The sequence below is a fragment of the Acinetobacter shaoyimingii genome, assembly GCF_011578045.1.
Classification (GTDB): Bacteria; Pseudomonadota; Gammaproteobacteria; order Pseudomonadales; family Moraxellaceae; genus Acinetobacter; species Acinetobacter shaoyimingii.
Map to the genome: position 1 here is coordinate 3,497,595 of NZ_CP049801.1, position 20,852 is coordinate 3,518,446.

Sequence of the window (20,852 nt, forward strand, 5' to 3'; positions counted from 1 at the left end):
AAACAGAACGATAAAAGGTAAATGAGGCGCGATATGAAAAAGATTTTGACAGCTATGACATTATCTTTATGTGCAATGTTGGTGAGCACCAATTTTGCCAATGCTGCCCCTCATTCTGAACATTCTCGCGATTTTGATCAAGATGATCGTGGCAGAGGTCATGATCGTGGTTTTAAACGCGACTTTCAATCAGATGACACACAAGACCGCCGCAAAATGCGTGAAGAACGTGGTGTAAAACGTTTACAACAACATAAATGGCAGACGGGTTATGTTATGCCTCAGCATTATCGTGGCAATAGTTATAAAGCGGATTATAAGCAAAATAATTTGCCAAAACCGGGCAATAATCAACAATGGTACAAGATTAACAATGATTACATTTTGATCGACTCAGGTACCAACAATATTGTTCAAATTCGACAAGATTAATCTCGCTCAATCACCAATAACAAATTCAAGCCCAACGCATGTTGGGCTTTTTTACATGAGTCATTTCATTTATTTTGTTTCATCTTATCCTACTCAAAACACTGCTGTAAAAACCTTCATAAAGTCTTCATATAATTAACAAATCAACTAAATTTGTTTCATGGTTTATCTCAGATGCTCAGTTAATTTGATCTCATCAGGAAAGTTATAGACAAACATCCAGAGGTGAACACAATGAAAAAATTATTAAGTGCGATCGCAGTTTCAATGGGTGCTTTAATGGCAACTTCTGCTATGGCAGCTCCATATAACCACCATGACAACAGATACCAAGAGCAACGTCATCACCAAGCTAAACACTGGAATAATGGTAAAAATGACAATCGCTATAACCGTTATAAAACAGTTAATCCAAGCCGTGACTGGCGTCGTGGGCAAGTTCTTCCACGTGAATATAACTCACCACGTTATATGGTCAACCACAAAAATTATCGTCATTTAACTAAACCAGGTCGTAACCAAAACTGGTACAAAATTAACGGTGACTTCGTATTAGTTGATCACCGTAATGGAAGAATTATGAGCATCGTTGGTTAATTCAAATTTCTGATTAATTCGAAGACGCTCGTGCAAAAAGCCCAAATCATATTTGGGCTTTTTTATTTGAACTTTATTGATCTTTGTTATTCATATACAACACAGGTGTGCAAACGATCATTTTTGTTTAGAATCAGATCAACACTTAAATGATTAGTTTGGAAAATCTATGCAGATGGAATCGATAGACAATGTACACAGCAATGCTCAAGAGTATGTGCACTGGTTCCGTAATTCTGCGCCCTATATCAATGCTCATCGAAACAAAACTTTTGTACTGATGTTTGGTGGTGAAGCTGTACATAATGCAAATTTTAAAAATATTATTCATGATATTGCATTGATGCATTCACTGGGTATTCGCCTCATCTTGGTTCATGGCGCTCGCCCTCAAATCAGTGAAAATTTAAAAGAAAAATCAATTCAAAGTCCATTTCATAATAATCGTCGCATTACCACACGTGAGTCTTTAGCTTCTGTGATGAGTGCGGTAGGTTCAATCCGCTTACAGATTGAAGCTTTGTTGTCGATGGGACTTGCCAACTCCCCTATGTATGGTGCACGTATTGATGTGGTGTCAGGAAATTTAGTCACCGCGAAACCCTATGGTATACGTGATGGTGTGGATTTTCAGCTGACAGGTGAAGTTCGTAGTGTCGATACAGATGCGATTCAACGCCATTTAGACAATCACAATATTGTTTTACTCGGTCCATCGGGTTATTCAACTACAGGTGAAGTTTTTAATTTATTGGCTGAAGAAGTCGCAATGAAAACAGCGATTGATTTACAGGCCGATAAACTGATTTTCTTGGGAAGTCAGCAAGGCATTATTGATGAATTTAGTAAATTGATGCGTGAAATTACCCCACATCAGCTCGATCAACATATTGCTAAATATCAAGATTCAAATTTTGAAATTGCACTACATCTTCAATATGCCAAAGAAGCCTCATTACAAGGTGTACATCGTGTACATCTGATTTCCTATGATCATGATGGTGCGCTGATTGAGGAGCTGTTCACCCGTGATGGCCATGGCACAATGGTCACAGATGCACATTATGAAGAAGTTCGTACCGCAACAATTGATGATGTAGGTGGTTTAATCAATCTGCTTCGACCATTAGAAGAAGAAGGGATTTTAGTCTATCGTTCACGTGAACGCATCGAAAATGAGATTGATCATTTTGCAGTGATTGAACGAGATGGCATGATTTTAGCCTGTGCTGCACTGTACCCAATTCCTGCTAGCCAAGACGAAATGAAGTCAGCTGAACTTGCGTGTGTTGCTGTTCATCCAAGTTATCGTAAATCCAATCGTGGTAGCCAAATTCTTCATTATTTAGAAGAAAAAGCAAAAAGCATGGGCATTGAACAATTGTTTATTTTAACCACCCGAACGGCACATTGGTTTTTAGAACAAGGCTTTATTGAAGCAACAGTAGATGACTTACCTGAAGCTCGCCAAGCGCTCTACAACTTCCAACGAAATTCCTTGGTCTGTAAAAAGCTCATTTCTTGAAATGGGTGATTTTTATATCTTTATTTCTCATAATCTTATCTGCTTTAGCGCATGAAAATAGTCGTCATGCGTTATGCATAAAGCAGATAAGATTATCTCATTTTCAATGATCAATAAAAACATATAATTATCAATAATTTAATCAAATAAATTTAAAACTCCAGTCCTTTATCCTAAATCATTTTTTAGCATAAACTTTTCTCATTTTTATTTATCTTTTTTTTTCATTAGGAATTCCTGATTTGTTATTTTTTTTGGAATAGAAAATTGATTAGCGTATACGCATTCACATCCTTCCATTTAAAAAAAACAGGGGTAAAAGTATTCATGGATGCCAAGCAAGCAAATTTCTGGTTCAAATCTACGATTGTGACTTCAGTAATCGCTAGTGTATTCATGATGTCTGGATGTGGCAAAAAAGAAGCTGAAACAGTGACGCTCAATATCGGCTTTCAAAAATATGGCATTTTACCCATCGTAAAAGAGCGCGGCACGCTTGAAACGGCATTAAAAGCAAAAGGTGTCAACGTAAAATGGGTGGAATTCCCTGCAGGTCCACAACTGCTCGAAGGCTTAAATGTGGGGAGTGTGGTACTTGGCGAATCAGGTGAAGCACCGCCTATTTTTGCTCAAGCCGCAAATTCAAATTTGGTATATATCGCCAATCAGCCACCAGCACCTAAAGCTGAAGCATTAATCGTGCAAAAAGACTCTAAAATTCAAACGATTCAAGATTTGAAAGGCAAACGTGTTGCTTTAAACAAAGGGTCAAACGTTCATTACCTATTATTAAAACTTTTAGAAGCAAACAAATTAACACTGAGTGATATTGAAGTGGTGTATTTACCACCATCGGATGCTCGTGCTGCCTTTGAACGTGGTGCTGTCGATGCATGGGTCATTTGGGATCCGTTCTTCGCTGCCGCTGAACAGCAAATTGGTGCACGTGTGATCGCTACAGGTGACAACTTAGTCAAAAACTACCAGTTCTATTTGGCTGATCGTAAGTTCGCTGAACAAAACCCTGAGGTTTTAAAAACGGTCGTCCATGAATTAAATGAAAATACAAAGTGGGTAGCAGAGCATCAAGATGAAGCTGCCAAGCTTTTGGAAAAACCGACTGGATTAGAATTTGGTGTTTTAAAAAGTTCAATCGCTCGAATGGGCTTTGGTGTAAAACCTATTTCGAATGACATTGCCAAAGAACAACAATATGTTGCTGATGCCTTTTATCAACAAAAATTGATTCCAAATAAACTCAATATTCAAGCTGCCATTTTAAGCAGCTCAGATAAATAACATCTGGAGACCATCATGGGTCTATTTAAATCATTTAGCTTGGTGGGCATTACAGCAGTCAGTTTGGGATTAGTCGCGTGCGAAAAAAACCAACCGACCGAGCAAAATAAAACAAATACAGCAACAGCTTCAGAACAAAAAAAAGATGACGTTAAAACAGTCTCTATTGGTTTTCAAAAGTCTTCTTTGAATTTACTTGTGGCACGTGAACAAAAGCTTTTGGAAAGTCAGTTTCCAGGAGCAAAAATTGAATGGCGTGAGTTCCCTGCTGGTCCGCAAATGTTAGAGGCTTTAGCCGTGGGCGCTGTAGATTTTGGTGCTGTTGGCAATACACCGCCTATTTTTGCGCAATCAGCGGATAAAAATTTGAATTATGCCGCTTATGAAGTTTATCCCGGCAGTTCGTTAGGTTTGGTATTACCTGAAAAGTCGAATATTACTGATTTGAGTGGCTTAAAAGGCAAACGTATTGCCTTACAAAAAGGCTCGAGTGCACATGAGTTTTTAGCCAAAGTTCTACAGAAAGCAGGGCTCACTTGGCAAGACATTCAACCGATTTGGTTACCACCTGCAGATGCACGTGCAGCCTTAGATAAAGGCTCAGTCGATGCATGGGCCATTTGGGATCCTTTTCTATCAGCGGTTGAATTGAATGGACATGTGAAAGTTCTTATTGATAGTCAGGTGTTTCCTAAAACTTATTCTTATTACATTTCAAATCCTAGCTTCACTACAGTGCATCCAGATGCAGTGAATAAAGTGATCAAGAGCCTCAATGAAGCGGATCAATGGATTTTGAAAAATCAAACTGCTGCCGTTGAACTTTATGGCAAAAGTACTGGCTTAGTACCAGAAGTGGCAAAACGTGCATTGGATCGTCGCTTAAAACCTTCTCCAATTTTAGCGATTAATTCAGAAGTCATTCAGTCTCAACAAAAGATTGCTGACTTATTTTATACAGAGAAATTGATTCCCAAAAAGATCAATGTTCAAGACGCAGTTTTATCTGCTGACAACAAGTAATTTTTAATTAAGCAAGGAAATTTGACATGAAAATCTTTTGGTTCATTCCTACACATGGTGATAGCCGCTACTTAGGTACAAGCAAAGGCGCACGTCAAGTGGATCATGCTTATATGAAGCAGATTGCTGTTGCTGTAGATAACTTAGGTTATGAAGGTGTGTTGATTCCTACAGGTCGTTCTTGTGAAGACCCATGGTTAACAGCTGCAAGCCTGATTGATGCAACAAAAAATCTGAAATTCTTAGTGGCGCTACGTCCAGGCGTAACGACTCCTGCTCTTGCTGCACGTATGGCGTCAACCTTTGACCGTTTATCAAATGGTCGTGTTCTTCTCAATCTCGTGACTGGCGGTGATGAAGAAGAGCTTAAAGGTGACGGCGTGTATGAAGATCATGCAACACGTTATAAAACTGCAGCAGAATACACCACCATTTGGCGTGAAATTTTAAAACGTTCTCACACAGGTGAAAGTTTCACTTTCCATGGCGAACGCTTAAGTGTAGATAACGCTAAATTGTTGTATCCACCTGTTCAAGAACCGCATCCTCCACTATGGTTTGGTGGTTCTTCAGATGCTGCTGTTGAGCTTGCTACGGATCAAGTCGATACCTATTTAACTTGGGGTGAACCACCTGCTGCTGTTAAAGAGAAAATTGAAAATGTCCGTGTCAAAGCAGAAGCGAAAGGGCGTACTTTAAGCTACGGTATTCGTTTGCATGTGATTGTACGAGAAACCAATGAGGAGGCATGGGCGGCAGCTGAAGAACTGATTCAATATGTCGATGATGCCACCATTGCAGCTGCTCAAGCAAAATTCAAACAAATGGATTCTGTCGGTCAACGTCGTATGGCTGAACTGCATAATGGCGACCGTAGCAAACTTGAAGTGTCTCCTAACCTTTGGGCTGGCGTTGGCTTAGTCCGTGGTGGTGCTGGTACGGCGCTTGTCGGTGATCCAGAAACTGTTGCTGCTCGTATTCAAGAATATGCAGATTTAGGCATTGATACTTTCATTTTCTCTGGCTATCCACACTTGGAAGAATCGATTCGTTTTGCAGAATTGGTGTTCCCATTATTGCCACTGGAAACACGTAAAAAACTCACTCAACCGAATTTGACTGGCCCATTTGGTGAAATCGTCGCAAATAACTATGTTGCTGATGACGCTAAAAAAGAGGTTAAATCTCAGGAGCCAGCATGACGAAAACGATTGGAAAAGCTGAAAGCCTAGCTTCTCGTAGTTCCAAACAACTGGGGCAGCGTTTGCTGCCTTGGTTGGTTCCTATTTTACTGATTGCTATTTGGCAAATTGCATCAGTCACTGGTCTTTTAGAAAGCCGTGTGCTCCCTGCACCCACTGCTGTTGTTATTGCTTTTTGGGATTTACTGGTCAGTGGTGAACTTTGGAAACACGTCAAAATTAGTGCAGGACGCGCACTGATTGGTTTATTCATTGGTGGTGGTTTAGGCTTATTGTTAGGACTACTCAATGGTTCATCTAAAGTGGCTTCTACGCTACTCGATACCACGCTGCAAATGATCCGAAATATTCCAGCCTTGGCACTCATTCCACTGGTGATTTTATGGTTCGGGATTGATGAAACAGCCAAACTGTTTTTAGTGGCAATCGGGGTATTTTTCCCGATTTATATTAATACTTACCACGGAATTCGTTCGGTTGACCCGCAACTCATTGAAATGGGTGAAAGCTATGGACTGAGCCGTTGGCAACTTTATAAAGAAATTATTTTACCGGGTGCATTGCCTTCAATTTTAGTCGGACTTCGTTTTGCATTAGGTCTCGTCTGGGTTCTACTTATTGTTGCTGAAACGATTTCGGCTCAAGCAGGTATTGGCTATATGACCATGAATGCTCGTGAATTCTTACAAACAGATGTCGTACTGGTGGGTATTTTACTTTATGCCTTGCTCGGGAAATTGGCCGATGTACTCGCAGTATCATTAGAAAAACATTTACTGCGCTGGCATCCAGGTTACCAAAAATAGGAGATGAGCATGACTGATTTAAGCATACAGCACTATGCTGGTGATTTAGGTTCGACCACAGAAACGACCATTGATGCTCCAGACAAAATTGGTGCTGAAATTAATATCGAACAATTACATAAATTTTATGGCAGCGTTAAGGTTTTAGAAGACTTAGACTTACATATTCAGCCTGGTGAGTTCGTTGCCATTGTTGGGCGAAGCGGTTGTGGTAAAAGTACTTTACTGCGCCTGATTGCTGACTTAGAAAAGCCAAGTTATGGTGAAATCAAATTTAAGTCTGCACTGAATTTTCGAGAAGGTATTACCTCGGACGATATTCGTGTGATGTTCCAAGATCCACGTTTATTGCCTTGGAAAAGCATTCTTCAAAATGTGCAATTGGGGCTAGACAAGACTAAATTTGAAAAAGCTGAGAATCTGTTAAAGAAAGTCGGCTTAGATGAAAAAGCAAAATTATGGCCATCACAACTGTCTGGTGGACAGAGACAACGTGCCGCTTTAGCACGTGCATTGTCTCATACGCCGCGCATCTTATTGCTTGATGAGCCTCTTGGTGCTTTGGATGCCCTGACCCGTCTAGACATGCAAGATTTAATTGAAAAATTATGGCTCGAACAAGGTTTTACCACGATTTTAGTCACCCATGATGTGAGTGAAGCTGTGACATTAGCAGACCGTATTATTCTGCTTGATAAAGGGCACATCGCGAACGAGTTTATCGTTGACTTGCCTCGTCCTCGTCAAAAGAATGCTCAGTTTCTTGAAATTGAACAAAGAGCACTTCAAGCTGTACTGTCGACATAAATTGACAAAGCATATGTATTTTGAACAGATATTTGATCATGCACAGCCTTATATAATGAAAAATTAACCAATAAAATAAGGCTGTTGCATATAAATTTTACAACTTTAAACTGTAATTCGTCGGTTAATTGATAAAATCATAAAAATAAATTCAGTATAATTTACATACAATTATTTAATAAAATTTAATTTTCAAGCCATTTATGCATTTCATTTCTTTTTTTTTATTTCTTAGTTATTGTTTCTAAAAGCATTAAATTTAACCACCTGTTTTAATTAATCATCCTGACTTCACAATTAATGATAATAATCATCTTTAAATCACAATTCCTTTGTGCACAAATCAGACATTTTCCCGTACAATTTGGACATCTTTTTTATTGCTTATTGATGAGATGGAACAAAAAAAGAGTACTCAAAAACGTCAGCAACTTTTAGCTGCTGCACTTGATGTATTTTCTGTATACGGTTTTAGTGGTGCAAGTCTTGATGAAATTGCACAACTGGCTGAGATGCACAAGTCGAATATTTTCTATTATTATGAAAATAAAGAGGCTCTATACGTCGAAGTCCTGACTACAGTCATGCAAAAATGGCTTGCTCCTCTGCAAGTTCTAGAACCAGATCTTGAGCCTGCCCAAGCGATTACGCAATATTTAATGCAAAAAATTGAAGTGTCTCGCACTCAACCAAAAGCATCTAAATTATTCGCTTTAGAAATTATTCAAGGCGCGCCACATATGCTGCCGATTTTAAAAGGTCCATTAAAAAAACTTTTTAAACGTAAAGCAAAAGTCATTTCAAAATGGCAAGAGCAAGGCAAAATTTCTGACAAAATTGATGCTGAAGTTTTGATTATTAACCTTTGGGGAATTACTCAAAACTATGCCGATTTCAGTACTCAAATTGAAATGGTGACGGGTAAAACGTTGCGCAACCGTAGTATGTATGAACGTACTGTTCAACACACCGTGCATATGATGCTTTACGGTATTCTTCCACGTAATTGATCCTCTACATGAATAAATAATCACACAGTTTGTTTATTTTTGGCATATGACTATACACCGCTATGGTCGCCACCTTTCAAATCTTGATTTAAAACAATCAAATGCTTTTATATAACGACAATAATTTCTGAGCACCCAATAACAAATTTTCTTCCCAATCGAGATGTGCTGTGTCATTTGCACCGTCAGTAATGTACTTGACTGAGATCAATCGTACGCCAAGTTTTTTACAGACCTTCGCAATGGCATAGCCTTCCATATCGACTAAATGACAAGGCACTTTTGGGGTTCCTGTCTCAAAGCTATCACCAGTACCACAAATCCCTTTAGGTAAATCACTAAAATGTGGGTCTAATATAATTTCCGCTGGATAATCAGTATCGATAGGTGTGGTTCCAATTGGAAATCCAAGCGGTGATACATCCATATCGCGCTGAACAAATTGAGTCACTTCGACCAAAGCATGCGCATCAAAAATTGAACTGCCAGCTGTACCCAAATTTAAAATGGTTTTACAGCCTGTTTTCTGGATCACTTCAAACGCTTTAAATGCTGCATTGATCTTACCAATCCCGCTGTAATGCACATTAATCCCTTCGGCCTCAAATAAGCCTTTAGATTCATTCGGCAAAGCCATCATCAGCGCCATAGAATCAGTCATATCATGTACTCAATATATTTTTCAGCTATTAAAAGAAATAAACTGCAGATGTGCAATGGTTGATGATGAGTCTTGAAATGGATGACTCATCAAATCATGAAAAAAAGTTGGGTAAAAACACAACAACAAGACGAAACTGTGAGAATATGGCAATATATAGCCCAAATTCATTTTAGTCACAAAATCGCCCATGAAGCTGCTCCGCATAAATGCTTTAGCGCCAAATTTTCAATTACCAAAGACTGCCGTTACCATTGGTAATTTTGACGGTGTACATTTGGGTCATCAGGCGATGATTAAGCAACTCAAAAACATTGCCGCAGAACAAAACCTAAAAACCTTGGTGATGATTTTTGAACCGCAACCCTTGGAATTTTTCAAAGGTTATGATGCCCCACCGCGTATCAGTTCCTTACGTGAGAAAGTCGAATATTTGACTGAGCTGGGTATTGATTACATTGCTGTCGCTAAGTTTGACAATACCTTTCGCAGCTTAAGCGCAGAAAATTTTGCAGATATTTTAAAATTTAAACTCAATGCACATACCTTAGTCTTGGGTGATGACTTCCATTTTGGAAAAAATCGTCAAGGCAACAGTGAATTTTTAAAACAATATGGTTTTAATGTTCATAACTTAGACACCATTGAACTGTTAGGTGAACGTGTCAGTTCAACACGTATTCGCCAAACCCTTCAAGCAGGTGATCTGGCCTTAGCAGCGCAATTACTCGGACGTCCTTACAGTATTACTGGACGGGTTCAATATGGCGATCAAATTGGGCGTACCATCAATTTTCCAACCATTAATGTCCGATTAAACCGCCATAAGCCCTGCTTGCACGGTATTTACGGCACAGAAGTGGTGTGTAAATCTATTTCTTTACAAGATAAAGTAAAATCGGATAGCCCAAGTCAAGTGGGTATTGCAGGCTATGAAGAGACGTCACTGTATGGTGCGGGACATGTAGGAACGCGCCCTGCCATTCAACAAGATCATCCAGAGTGGCGATTAGAAGTACATTTTCCTGATGTTTCTGCTAATCTGTATGGCCTGTTAATGCGGGTGACATTCTTGCACTATTTACATGGTGAAAAGAATTACCCTTCGCTTGAAGCGCTAAAAGCTGGAATTGATGATGATGTTGAGAAACTCCTTGAGTTTCGAAAAAACACCCCCAAATTTCCCTTTTAATACACCAAAATTTTAATGTAGAACGCGTCAGCATCAGACTGATTAAATTGGAAGACAACTTGCATGAGCGATAAGCAAACTCCTGAAAATGCAGTGGATTACAAAGCCACGCTAAACCTCCCAGGTACTGAATTTGCAATGAAAGCAAATTTGGCAGTACGTGAAGCGAAATGGTTAGAAGAGTGGTATGCCGACAACATTTATCAGCAGATTCGTGCATCGCGTATTGGCAAGAAAAAATATGTGCTTCATGACGGCCCTCCTTATGCCAATGGTCAAATTCACTTAGGTCACGCGGTCAATAAAGTCTTAAAAGACATCATCATCAAAAGTCGTGTGATGGATGGCTTTGACGCGCCTTATGTTCCAGGTTGGGACTGTCACGGTCTACCAATTGAACTGAAAGTCGAAGAAAAAGTCGGTAAAGTAGGTGTCAAAGTCGATGCGTCTACTTTCCGTAAAGCGTGCCGTGAATACGCATACACACAAGTCGAATTACAAAAGAAAGACTTCGTGCGTATGGGTGTGTTCGGTGATTGGGACAATCCATATTTAACAATGAACTTCAAACAAGAAGCAGATATTGTTCGCGCTTTAGGGGCGATTGCCAAAGCGGGTCATATTGAACCGGGTCTAAAACCAGTGAACTGGTGTCTAGACTGTGGTTCTGCATTGGCTGAAGCTGAAGTTGAATATGAAGATAAAAAATCAGATGCGATTGATGTCGGTTTTACCGTTGTTGATTTAGCAGATTTATCTGCACGTTTAGGTGTCACCGTTACAGATTCAACGGATATCGTGATCTGGACGACTACACCATGGACCATGCCTGCCAACCAAGCGGTTTCACTGCATGCAGATATTGACTATCAGTTAGTCAAAGCTGTTGGTGAAAACAAAGTTGCGCAAAACCTGATTTTGGCAAAAGATTTGGTTGAATCTGCAACTGAACGTTATGGCTTTGAAAGCTTTGAAGTGATTGCTGACTTTAAGGGTGCAAAACTTGAATTACTGCAACTGCAACATCCATTAATTACTGAACGCCAAGTGCCAGTGATTTTAGGTGAGCACGTGATTGCAACCAGTGGTACAGGTGCAGTACATACGGCGCCTGGTCATGGTGTAGACGATTACAAAGTTGGCTTGCTGTATAACTTAAAAGTCGAGAATCCTGTTGGCGGAAATGGTGTTTATTTACCGACATCACCAATTTTCCCAGGCGAGCATATCTACAAAGCCAATCCGAAAATTATCGATGCGCTAAAAGAATGTGGCAAACTTTGGGCACATGTGGTGATCAAGCATAGCTATCCACATTGCTGGCGTCATAAAACACCTATTATCTTCCGTGCGACACCACAATGGTTTATCAGCATGGATGCCAAAGGCTTACGTCAAAAAGCTTTGAATGCAATTGAAAATGACATCAGCTTTGTCCCTGATTGGGGTAAGAACCGTATTGAGTCAATGATTGAAGGTCGTCCGGACTGGTGTATCTCACGTCAACGTACTTGGGGTGTGCCAATCCCATTCTTCGTGCATAAAGATACCAACGAATTGCATCCACGTACGCCTGAACTGATCGAAGAAGTTGCAAAACTGATCGAGAAAGAAGGCATTGACGGTTGGTACAACCGTGATGCTGCTGAGTTCATTGGTGCAGATGCAGAGCAATACAACGCTGTACGCGATACATTAGACGTATGGTTTGATTCGGGTACAACACACTACGCTGTGCTTCGTGAACGTGAAGAATTGACCGATCCTGCTGACTTGTACCTTGAAGGTTCAGATCAACACCGTGGTTGGTTCCAATCGTCATTGTTAACCTCAATTGCGATTAATGAACGCGCGCCTTACAAAGGCTTGTTGACTCACGGTTTCGTGGTCGATGAAAAAGGCCGTAAGATGTCAAAATCGATCGGTAACGTGATCACACCGCAAGACATCATTAAAGATATGGGTGCAGACGGTTTACGTTTCTGGATTGCATCTGCTGACTATCGTTATGAAATGACGGCAGGTAAAGAAATCTTTAGCCGTGCGTCAGACGGTTACCGTCGTATTCGTAACACGCTTCGTTTCTTACTTGCGAACCTCAATGGTTTCAACCCTGAAACGGATTGCTTAGCGATTGATGATTTGATTGCACTAGATCAATACATCTTGCAACGTGCTGCTGACGTTCAGAAGACCATTCAACAAGCTTATGAAGATATGAATTTCCATATCGTGACCAATGCTTTAACGAATTTCTGTATTAATGACTTGGGTGGTTTCTACTTAGACATCATCAAAGATCGTCAGTACACGACCAAAGCTGACTCACAAGCTCGTCGCTCTGCACAAACTGCGTTGTATCATTTGGTACAAGCATTTGTCCGCTGGATGGCGCCTATCTTAACGTTTACAGCGCAAGAAGCTTGGCCTCTAATTCCAGGTCAAACTGAGAAATACGTTTTCACTGCTGAGTGGTATGATCTTCCTACTGCGACATCTGCAAACTTGCTTTCAGAAGCAGATTGGCAGACATTGATTAGCGTAAAATCAGCAGTGAACAAGCACATTGAAGCTGCACGTAATGAGAAAATTGTGGGCTCAAACCTGTCTGCTAAAGTTGAACTTTGGGCAGATGAGTCATTAAAAGCAGTACTTGACCGTTTAGGCGACGAGCTGCGTTTTGTCTTAATTACGTCGCAAGTGGTTGTTAATACATTTGATGCTGCACAAGGCAATGCCTCTGACCTTGAAAGCTTACGTGTCAAAGTATCAGCCGCAGCTGGTGAAAAATGTGCACGTTGCTGGCATGTTCTTCCAGATGTAAATACACATAAAGAACACCCAGGTCTTTGTTCTCGTTGTATTATTAACCTTCCTACAGGTCAAGGCGAAGAGAGAAAATATGCCTAATCCACACAATAAAAAGGGCTTATTCCAATTCTACCCACACAATTTAGTGTGGGTGGGTTTATCCATTGTCGCGATTATTATCGATCAATGGACCAAATGGATTGCATCGACACATCTGAATTATGCAGATCCAGTCCCTGTATTGCCCTTTTTAAATTGGACATTGTTACACAACTACGGCGCAGCCTTTAGTTTCTTGTCCGATGCCGGTGGATGGCAACGTTATTTCTTTACTTCATTGGCAGGTTTAGTGTCTGTAATTTTTGTATTTTGGCTCATGCGTATGCCAAAAAACATGATCGTTTTACCCCTCGCCATTGCACTCATTTTAGGTGGCGCTGTGGGGAATTTAATTGACCGTGTATCTCTGGGATATGTCGTCGATTTTATTCATGTTTATTACAATAACAGTCATTTTCCTGCCTTTAATATTGCAGATAGTGCCATTACCCTTGGCACGATTTTGCTACTTATCGATACCTTTTTCTTAGAAAAGCATCGTATTCAACGTGCGGAAGCGCAAAATGACTGATTTTATTAATCCCAACGAAGATACTCGCATTGAAGCTGGCTCAAAAGTAGATCTTCACTTTTCTGTCGCAATTGAAAATGGCGTGGAAATTGATAACACTCGTAGCCGTGAAGAGCCTGTTAGCCTAGTGATGGGTGATGGTAGCTTATTGCCTGGTTTTGAGAAGGCCTTGTTTGGTTTACGCGCAGGCGACCGCCGTACTGTTAGCCTTCCACCAGAAGAAGCTTTTGGTCCTTGGAACCCAGAAAATGTTCAAAAATTTGACACTGTAAAGTTTGAACAGCGTCCAGTTGAAGGTCATATGATTGAGTTTGAAGACAAAGCTAAACAAAGTCTTTACGGCGTCGTGAAAACTGTCGGTGATGACATCACAGAAGTTGATTTCAATCATCCGCTTGCTGGTAAAGATATCACTTTTGAAGTTGAAATCTTTAAGGTGACCCCAGCAGGTCAGCAAGGCGTTAAAATCATGTAGATTTACATGAGAATAAAAAGAAGCTCCTTCGGGAGCTTTTTTATTACTGATACAATTCAACGATATGCATTCTGCATTAAACAGATTAATTTAAACAATAAATAAACCTTGGAAGATAAAATGAAAATTCAAATTATTGTTGGTAGTGTTCGTGAAGGACGTACTGCCATTAAAGTCGCAAAATGGATTGATGACGCGCTAAAAAGTTATGACTACAGTACCGTCGAATCAGAAATTGTGGATTTAAAAGAATGGGACCTGCCTATTTTCGCTGGTGCGAATCCACCCTTGACAGGTATTTATGATCAACCAAAACAACAAGATTGGGCAGATAAAATTGCTCAGGGTGATGCCTATATTTTCATTAGCCCAGAGTACAACCATGGCTATAGTGCTGCACTTAAAAATGCGATTGATTACCTAGGTAAAGAATGGAATGGTAAACCTGCGGCTTATGTAGGTTATGGTGCAACCAACGGTTCACGTTCAATTGATCAAATTCGTCAAGTCGGTACGCAAATGGGATTGATTGATTCAAATTCTACTTTAGAAATTCGAGATATCTTTACACGAAATAAGACAGAAAAATTTGAGCCGAATGAATTCGACAGCCAAAATTTAAAAACGATTTTTGATAAATTAGTAAAATATGTGAGTGCTTAATTATCATCTTTGTACGTTTTGGCGTACAAGTCACGTAAATAATCACGTCTATTTTGATGATGTATTACTTTCTATACTAGAACCATAAAGAGATAGGAAGTCTCATAAAATAAATAGAAAATAGCAGGATGCTATATAGGTCAAACAGGATGTTTAGCCTTCGAAAGAATTTAAAAAGCCCCGACAGGATGTCGGGGCTTTTTAAATTCTTATTATTATACTTAACACTCTTCGCAACTATCATTAATTTGAAATACTTGAATTTCTTTCTTTTTCCCAATCAAACAGAAGCGTTGAGAGAAATTTTTATTTGATTCTAAATTCACTTCATAAATTTTATTCAATTTTAGATGATTTGTTTCAATCTTTAAGCATTGATTCAAATTTATAGGGAATGGAGTATTTATATAATCTTTTGAATAGATAACTTTGAATGGCTCACTTTTTTGAATTTCACCAATAAAAACAATAAATGATTTATCCAAGCTTAAATAAGTATTCTCACTGTCCTTATATATACAGAGTACGTTATTATGAAAATTAAGATGTAATTTCTTAGACATAGGTTCTGCGCAGCCTACGGTCATCAATAATTTTAAATAAAAATTTTGCAAGAATGAGAACCTAGACCTATAAATCTAAATCAATAAACTTTTAATCCAAGTGATAAATTTTTCAAAAAGATTCTTTCCAGAATAGTCATGTTTTTCTCTTCCACAGGTATAACCATCAACGACTTTCATCAATTGGATTTTACCATTCGGCTTAGAAACACAAATTCTTTGAGAATATGCTTTATTCATATCTAGATTAATATCATATGGGATATTGTGCTTAAAATTCGAATTTTTGATAGCAATACAATCTGCAAAAGATTTTGGTATATTAATATGATGATATGTAGCACTATATGAAGATTGATAGGCTAATTCAGTATTTACCTCACCCATATACAAGTAGATTCTTCCATCGTAATAATCAGAGTTAGGATCATTTGTGTAGATACAAATATCATCATTTTTTATTTTTATATATAATTTTGAATCACCCGAAGCGATTGCAAATGTACTAAAAATCATAAGTAACAATAAAAGTAATATTTTCATTATTATCCTTTACAGATATGAATATTATAATATTTTTTAAATTATACTTTTCTATATATACCCGAATCCTGCTTAAGCCGATGACTCCATAATTTGAATCGTTGGCTTATTTCGATGGGTTAATTGATATGCACATAACGAAGCATAAATTCCGCTGAGAAATCCATAAGTACTACGTGCTTTACTCGTCACTAAATGATATTGCCCTTTCAATAAGCTGAATAATGTTTCTATCTTATTGCGTTGCCTTAGGTGATATTCATCTGATGCACTGAGTTGAACAGATTCCATGTTCCTCCGATGATAAGTAATTAAATCAATACCTTGAACTTGCAGCCTGCGCTTTAATTCTTGGCTGATGTAGCCTCGATCCCCGTAAATTTTTCCTTTTAGGCCATCAACTAATTGCTCAACCATTTTTATGTCAGCAACATGTCCATTCGATAAAGCAGAACAGGTAATTTCACCAAATTGATTCATCGCAATATGTAATTTACAGCCATAGAACCAACCCATTGAGCTTCTACCGCGTGATGCAATTTGGACTAATGATTTATGGCGTTGAATACGTTGATTTTTACAAACTGGCAGAGTTGTTGAATCAATCCATAAATATTGTGTTTCTTGACCTTTCATCAGCGCCACATGCAAAGCGTGTAGAGCCAATTGGTGCATATTGATCAGATGAATCATCCTTTGATAGCAAGGCAAGTATTTAAATAAATAGCTTTTATCTTCTTTTAACCAAGTGAAAAAGGCTTTGAAATTAGTGAAATGAGAGGATTTATACCAAATAGCAATAAAGATAATTTCTGAAAGACTGAGTTGAGCAACTCGGATTCTTGAAAGTTTGCCATCTTGCTTGAGAAATTTCCAATAAGTTGCTTCAAATTGTAGAAAAAAGTCATCAATTAAGCAGAATAATTCGGTACTATTGAACATTAGGACTAGGGTTGTGAGTTTGGTGTGGTAACTCAACTGATGGCTCTAGTCCTTCTATTTTTCAAGTCAATTTCTTATCCGCGATTCGGGTTATATATATCAAATAATTATAATTTTTATATTTTCGATATAGAAAAATTATTTATCAAAAATATAGCTGATCATTTTTTTAAAATAATTCATTATTGTATCAAAAATTGAATTACCACTCTTACTTTCCACCTTATATAATTCATTTGAACATTTTTGAAACTGATCTACACTATAAATTTTTTTCGTTTCACTTATACAGATTCGTAATGAATAAGTTTTATCTAATTCGATAAAAATATCATGTGGCTTATTTTTTTCTATTTTTTCTATAGGAATAGAAATACAATTATCTAAATCTTTGGGTACCTTAATATTGTAATATATTTTTTCATAATCATCTGTACGAGATGTAGTTTCATCTAGATTTGTTGTATAGACATACGCTCTATTCTCATAGCCTAAAATTGCTTTATCATCTTGAGTAAAAACACACAAATTTCCATTTTTCATATGAGCAAACAAAGGTTTAGTACCTGGAGAATTTGCCTTAATATGATTAGAAAAAATTAATAAAACAATTAAAATAAAATATTGCTTCTTCATGTTTAGTCTTCATGGATTTATTGGTAATAAGGACTTATCATATGGATTATGTAAAAAATCTCTTAAAATTCTCTCTACATACCCAGATAATCTTACACTTTGAATATGGTGATTTCTTTTAGGATTAACATTTTGTAGCCATCCAGCATCAAACCACATTTCTATTAATTCAGCTTGTTGTTCCATATTAAATTCATTAAATTTTTTTTCTTTATCTTTTCCCAAAATATCAGTTACATACCCCTTTAACTTATTAGTTTTTAAATCATTAGAATAAGCTTCTGAAGAATAATCAAGTTTACAACCATGTTTAATGCCATGCAGCCAGTTTGCTAAGCCTTGCTGATACTGCCAGACATGTGTCATCTCATGTATAAAAAAACATTTTGATTCTCCCGATACTTTAGATTTACTAAAGTCTTGGACATTATCATATTCACTTACTGGAAAAAATATTTCCCCATTAGGGGTAATTGCAAATTCCGATTCAAAACCCAAGATTCCTCTGTGTAGTAATACTTTAGAATAATCTATCGAATCTTTAAAAATTTGTTGGCACATTTGAATCTCACCTGCCGTTAAATTTCTTCTTGTCTGAATTTTAAGCTCTGTAGTTGGAGGTATCTTCGTATTTTTAATTTTACCAAGTTTGGCTTCAGCATTAGCTAAAATAATTTTAGCAGCTGCCTTTGTATTATTATTATCCATGTCTATGTTCCTCACATGTAATATTAATCTTAATATCAAATGCTGAATCATCAATTATAAGTTCAGTAAATCCATTTTTATCCGTAGTGCCATGCATGATTTCACCATTTTTCGTAATCTCATAGCAAATATTTGAAAGCGGTTCATTTGTTAATTCATCTTTTAACAAAAACCTATGACCATATTGTTCGTTGTTAAGTTCATTTACAAAATTATTGTTTTATACATTCTGATTTGTGTTTTTTACTCCGCCATTACTGGGTCCAGTAGCTCCCACAACTAAACTTTGTTTAGGCAACAATTTACAACCACAAGATAAAGAATCATTCACTCTTGCAACAGATTTCCCCATAACTTGCATATATGGATCACCAGAGACAATTGTCGCTGTAGTTTGATGTTTTGGACAGGTTGCTTTATCACCAATACATGCTACAGCTATACCTTCAATTAAAAAGCTACTATTACCTGTAATAACATTACCTCCACCTATTGTGGGGCAACCAATTGTAATATATGGAATTGCCATAGCTTTATCCTTCTTATTGTTTTAATTCATTTTTAATATGAATTGAATTTGAAGTTATTGCACTTCAAATTCAATACGACGGTTTTTCTTACGCCCTTCTGGCGTTGCATTGTCTGCAACAGGTTTATCTGCACCAAAGCCTTCTGTGCTTAAACGCGTTGCTGCAATATTTTTCGCAATCAAATATTGTTTCACCGCATCAGCACGTTGCTGACTTAATGTTTTGTTTTTATCAGGGTTACCCTGACTGTCCGTATGTCCAATAATCTTGACATTTTTGCCTTGGACTTTATTCAGCGCAATGACCATTTCATCTAGAATTTGAATACCTGCAGGCAATAACACAGCACTACCTGATTCAAATTCAATAATTCGGTTTCGAAGTGCATTATCAATAATCGCTTGCTCTGCATGATTTATAGAAAGTTGTGAGGCAAAACGATAAGGCTGTTGAACCAACGCTTGGAACAAATTAGATGTCGGCTGAATATCTTCTTGGGTTAAAACTTTACCAGTTAAATCGACTTGAGTTCCACGAACCTTCAACTGACCTTGTCGTACTTTTTTCAAATCAGGGGTAATCAGTTTGGTGACTGAGTCACTCCAACCATTCGGTGCAGAAACTGGTCTGACTTGAATTTTATCAATGACTTGATCATCTCCGTAAACCGAACGCATTTTGGCTAAAATGGCTTGTTTGGTCATCTCATTCGGAACAGCACCATCTACAATAACAGGCTCAGCAAAGCTTGATACAGAAAGACCTAAGCCTAAAACAAAGCTCGATATTTTGATCCATTGTAAAAGTTTATTTTTTCTATTCATCATTATTCTTCTATAAACGTTTGTCTAAACAGTTTCATACCCTGATTTAGACTGAGTTGGCGTTCACATAAGCCTTGTTCAAGCGCTGCTAAACCTGCATTTTGCTCAAGATATGGATCAATCCATTGTGCTTGAACCAAAGACACCCAATGATCAGTCGTCATGGTTTGTGTGAAAATATTACTCAATGCTTCAATGTCTGCACCTTGAAACCCAAATAAAACCACAGGGTTTTCTGCATGCAAAATACCAATTAAAAGTTCTGTATTGTGCTTCGACAAGAAACGGGCAATTAAACTCACCCAAAAACCTGCGATTTCATAACAATAGCTTGGGTTATTGATGGGAAGTATCAAAATTTTATTGAGTTTTGATGTGCCATGTTTAAGTACAGGTTGTAGCAATAAACCAAGACCTATCATACTTTGCGCAAGTTCATACACACTCATTTTCATCAGTTGTGCAAAAGTATGCATAGTATGGTTTTCAAAGAAATCCCGTGTCTCTAAAGCATCTAAAATTTGAATTTCACCACTTAGCTTAGACAGTTTATCCAACAAAAGATCTGGGTCTGTAATACTTCGAATGACACGATTTTTCTGAAATAAATCAATTAATACCGGTTTATACGTATAAGGTGCATGCAATAAATTTTGAAATGGCTGTTCAACTTCAATCAAATGACTGAGCACCATTGGAAATTGGCGACCTGAACTGTCTTCACTGGTAATTAAATTCGCAGCGAGGAACATGTTTTCTTTTGGATTGGCAATGAAGAAATCGAGTGAAGCCAATGAATGATAAGTCTGATCAAAATCAGGATCATTCATAGCATGCTCTAAAGCTTCAGTAATCCATTGATCCAACAGTTGAATCAATGAATTTTGACCTTTGGTTTTCAAAAAGTCGCCACGGGCAGGGCTTTTCCCATAGTATAACGGTGTTGTTTTTAAAACTTGCATCGTTGCACTC

Annotated in this window: 22 protein-coding genes and 1 pseudogene; 14 read left to right on the top strand and 9 right to left on the bottom strand. The window is 37.9% G+C overall.

Going from position 1 to position 20,852, the window contains the following annotated elements:
* Positions 1-33 precede the first annotated feature (33 nt).
* The 9 genes from G8E00_RS15945 to G8E00_RS15985 all read left to right on the top strand — a co-directional run bounded on the left by G8E00_RS15945 (position 34) and on the right by G8E00_RS15985 (position 8,701).
* Positions 34-432 (top strand): RcnB family protein, encoded by a 399-nt coding sequence (locus G8E00_RS15945; protein WP_166012507.1) that lies wholly within the window; start codon positions 34-36, stop codon positions 430-432.
* Between the two features lie 234 nt (positions 433-666).
* The gene (locus G8E00_RS15950) at positions 667-1,029 is read left to right on the top strand and encodes an RcnB family protein (protein ID WP_166012508.1); all 363 of its coding nucleotides are present in this window, start codon (positions 667-669) and stop codon (positions 1,027-1,029) included.
* Positions 1,030-1,198: 169 nt separating this feature from the next.
* Positions 1,199-2,554 carry an amino-acid N-acetyltransferase gene (gene argA / locus G8E00_RS15955; protein ID WP_166012509.1) on the top strand — a complete coding sequence of 452 codons (1,356 nt, stop codon included), beginning with the start codon at positions 1,199-1,201 and terminating at the stop codon, positions 2,552-2,554.
* A gap of 327 nt (positions 2,555-2,881) precedes the next feature.
* Entirely contained in the window at positions 2,882-3,853 is a 972-nt protein-coding gene (locus tag G8E00_RS15960) for a sulfonate ABC transporter substrate-binding protein (RefSeq protein WP_166226253.1), read from the top strand.
* Positions 3,854-3,868: 15 nt separating this feature from the next.
* A complete protein-coding gene (locus G8E00_RS15965; RefSeq protein ID WP_166012511.1) occupies positions 3,869-4,876 on the top strand; it encodes an aliphatic sulfonate ABC transporter substrate-binding protein in 1,008 nt (335 codons plus the stop codon).
* A gap of 26 nt (positions 4,877-4,902) precedes the next feature.
* Positions 4,903-6,078, top strand: coding sequence for an FMNH2-dependent alkanesulfonate monooxygenase (gene ssuD, locus G8E00_RS15970; RefSeq protein ID WP_166012512.1), 1,176 nt, complete (start codon positions 4,903-4,905; stop codon positions 6,076-6,078).
* A gap of 8 nt (positions 6,079-6,086) precedes the next feature.
* A complete protein-coding gene (ssuC, locus tag G8E00_RS15975; RefSeq protein ID WP_171522933.1) occupies positions 6,087-6,884 on the top strand; it encodes an aliphatic sulfonate ABC transporter permease SsuC in 798 nt (265 codons plus the stop codon).
* Between the two features lie 9 nt (positions 6,885-6,893).
* Positions 6,894-7,691, top strand: coding sequence for an ABC transporter ATP-binding protein (locus G8E00_RS15980; RefSeq protein WP_166226256.1), 798 nt, complete (start codon positions 6,894-6,896; stop codon positions 7,689-7,691).
* A 386-nt stretch (positions 7,692-8,077) separates the two neighbouring features.
* Complete coding sequence (locus G8E00_RS15985) at positions 8,078-8,701, top strand: TetR/AcrR family transcriptional regulator (RefSeq protein WP_166012546.1); 624 nt, start codon at positions 8,078-8,080, stop codon at positions 8,699-8,701.
* A 97-nt stretch (positions 8,702-8,798) separates the two neighbouring features.
* On the opposite strand, the gene G8E00_RS15990 is transcribed toward G8E00_RS15985, so the two are convergent.
* Positions 8,799-9,362 carry a 5'-methylthioadenosine/S-adenosylhomocysteine nucleosidase family protein gene (locus G8E00_RS15990; RefSeq protein WP_166012515.1) on the bottom strand — a complete coding sequence of 188 codons (564 nt, stop codon included), beginning with the start codon at positions 9,360-9,362 and terminating at the stop codon, positions 8,799-8,801.
* Between the two features lie 190 nt (positions 9,363-9,552).
* Between G8E00_RS15990 and ribF the strand changes: the two genes are divergently transcribed.
* The 5 genes from ribF (at position 9,553) to G8E00_RS16015 (ending at position 15,134) form a co-directional block, all read left to right on the top strand.
* Positions 9,553-10,554, top strand: coding sequence for a riboflavin biosynthesis protein RibF (gene ribF / locus G8E00_RS15995; RefSeq protein WP_166226259.1), 1,002 nt, complete (start codon positions 9,553-9,555; stop codon positions 10,552-10,554).
* Between the two features lie 63 nt (positions 10,555-10,617).
* On the top strand, positions 10,618-13,464 hold the full coding sequence (gene ileS / locus G8E00_RS16000) for an isoleucine--tRNA ligase (RefSeq protein WP_166226261.1): 2,847 nt from the start codon (positions 10,618-10,620) through the stop codon (positions 13,462-13,464).
* Positions 13,457-13,996, top strand: a complete 540-nt coding sequence (lspA, locus tag G8E00_RS16005) for a signal peptidase II (RefSeq protein ID WP_166012518.1) — start codon at positions 13,457-13,459, stop codon at positions 13,994-13,996. Before ileS ends, lspA begins: the two co-directional genes overlap by 8 nt.
* A complete protein-coding gene (locus G8E00_RS16010) occupies positions 13,989-14,471 on the top strand; it encodes an FKBP-type peptidyl-prolyl cis-trans isomerase (protein WP_166012519.1) in 483 nt (160 codons plus the stop codon). The genes lspA and G8E00_RS16010 overlap by 8 nt, the downstream gene beginning before the upstream one ends.
* Positions 14,472-14,591: 120 nt before the next feature.
* On the top strand, positions 14,592-15,134 hold the full coding sequence (locus G8E00_RS16015; RefSeq protein WP_166226264.1) for an NADPH-dependent FMN reductase: 543 nt from the start codon (positions 14,592-14,594) through the stop codon (positions 15,132-15,134).
* A 221-nt stretch (positions 15,135-15,355) separates the two neighbouring features.
* On the opposite strand, the gene G8E00_RS16020 is transcribed toward G8E00_RS16015, so the two are convergent.
* From G8E00_RS16020 to tagF, 8 genes and pseudogenes are all read right to left on the bottom strand, one after another.
* A complete protein-coding gene (locus G8E00_RS16020) occupies positions 15,356-15,748 on the bottom strand; it encodes an NF045616 family extracytoplasmic (lipo)protein (protein WP_406741444.1) in 393 nt (130 codons plus the stop codon).
* A 24-nt stretch (positions 15,749-15,772) separates the two neighbouring features.
* A complete protein-coding gene (locus tag G8E00_RS16025; protein WP_166226267.1) occupies positions 15,773-16,240 on the bottom strand; it encodes an NF045616 family extracytoplasmic (lipo)protein in 468 nt (155 codons plus the stop codon).
* Between the two features lie 72 nt (positions 16,241-16,312).
* Positions 16,313-17,182: an IS982 family transposase gene (locus G8E00_RS16030; protein WP_166221390.1), complete on the bottom strand. Its 870-nt coding sequence runs from the start codon at positions 17,180-17,182 to the stop codon at positions 16,313-16,315.
* A gap of 138 nt (positions 17,183-17,320) precedes the next feature.
* Entirely contained in the window at positions 17,321-17,818 is a 498-nt protein-coding gene (locus G8E00_RS16035; protein WP_166226270.1) for an NF045616 family extracytoplasmic (lipo)protein, read from the bottom strand.
* A gap of 9 nt (positions 17,819-17,827) precedes the next feature.
* Positions 17,828-18,526: a zinc protease gene (locus tag G8E00_RS16040; RefSeq protein WP_166226273.1), complete on the bottom strand. Its 699-nt coding sequence runs from the start codon at positions 18,524-18,526 to the stop codon at positions 17,828-17,830.
* Positions 18,519-19,055, bottom strand: a pseudogene (locus G8E00_RS16555) (PAAR domain-containing protein). The gene G8E00_RS16040 and the pseudogene G8E00_RS16555 overlap by 8 nt, the downstream one beginning before the upstream one ends.
* Positions 19,056-19,109: 54 nt before the next feature.
* Positions 19,110-19,880 (bottom strand): OmpA family protein, encoded by a 771-nt coding sequence (locus G8E00_RS16055; protein WP_166226282.1) that lies wholly within the window; start codon positions 19,878-19,880, stop codon positions 19,110-19,112.
* A 2-nt stretch (positions 19,881-19,882) separates the two neighbouring features.
* On the bottom strand, positions 19,883-20,842 hold the full coding sequence (tagF, locus tag G8E00_RS16060; protein WP_166012526.1) for a type VI secretion system-associated protein TagF: 960 nt from the start codon (positions 20,840-20,842) through the stop codon (positions 19,883-19,885).
* Positions 20,843-20,852: the final 10 nt, after the last annotated feature.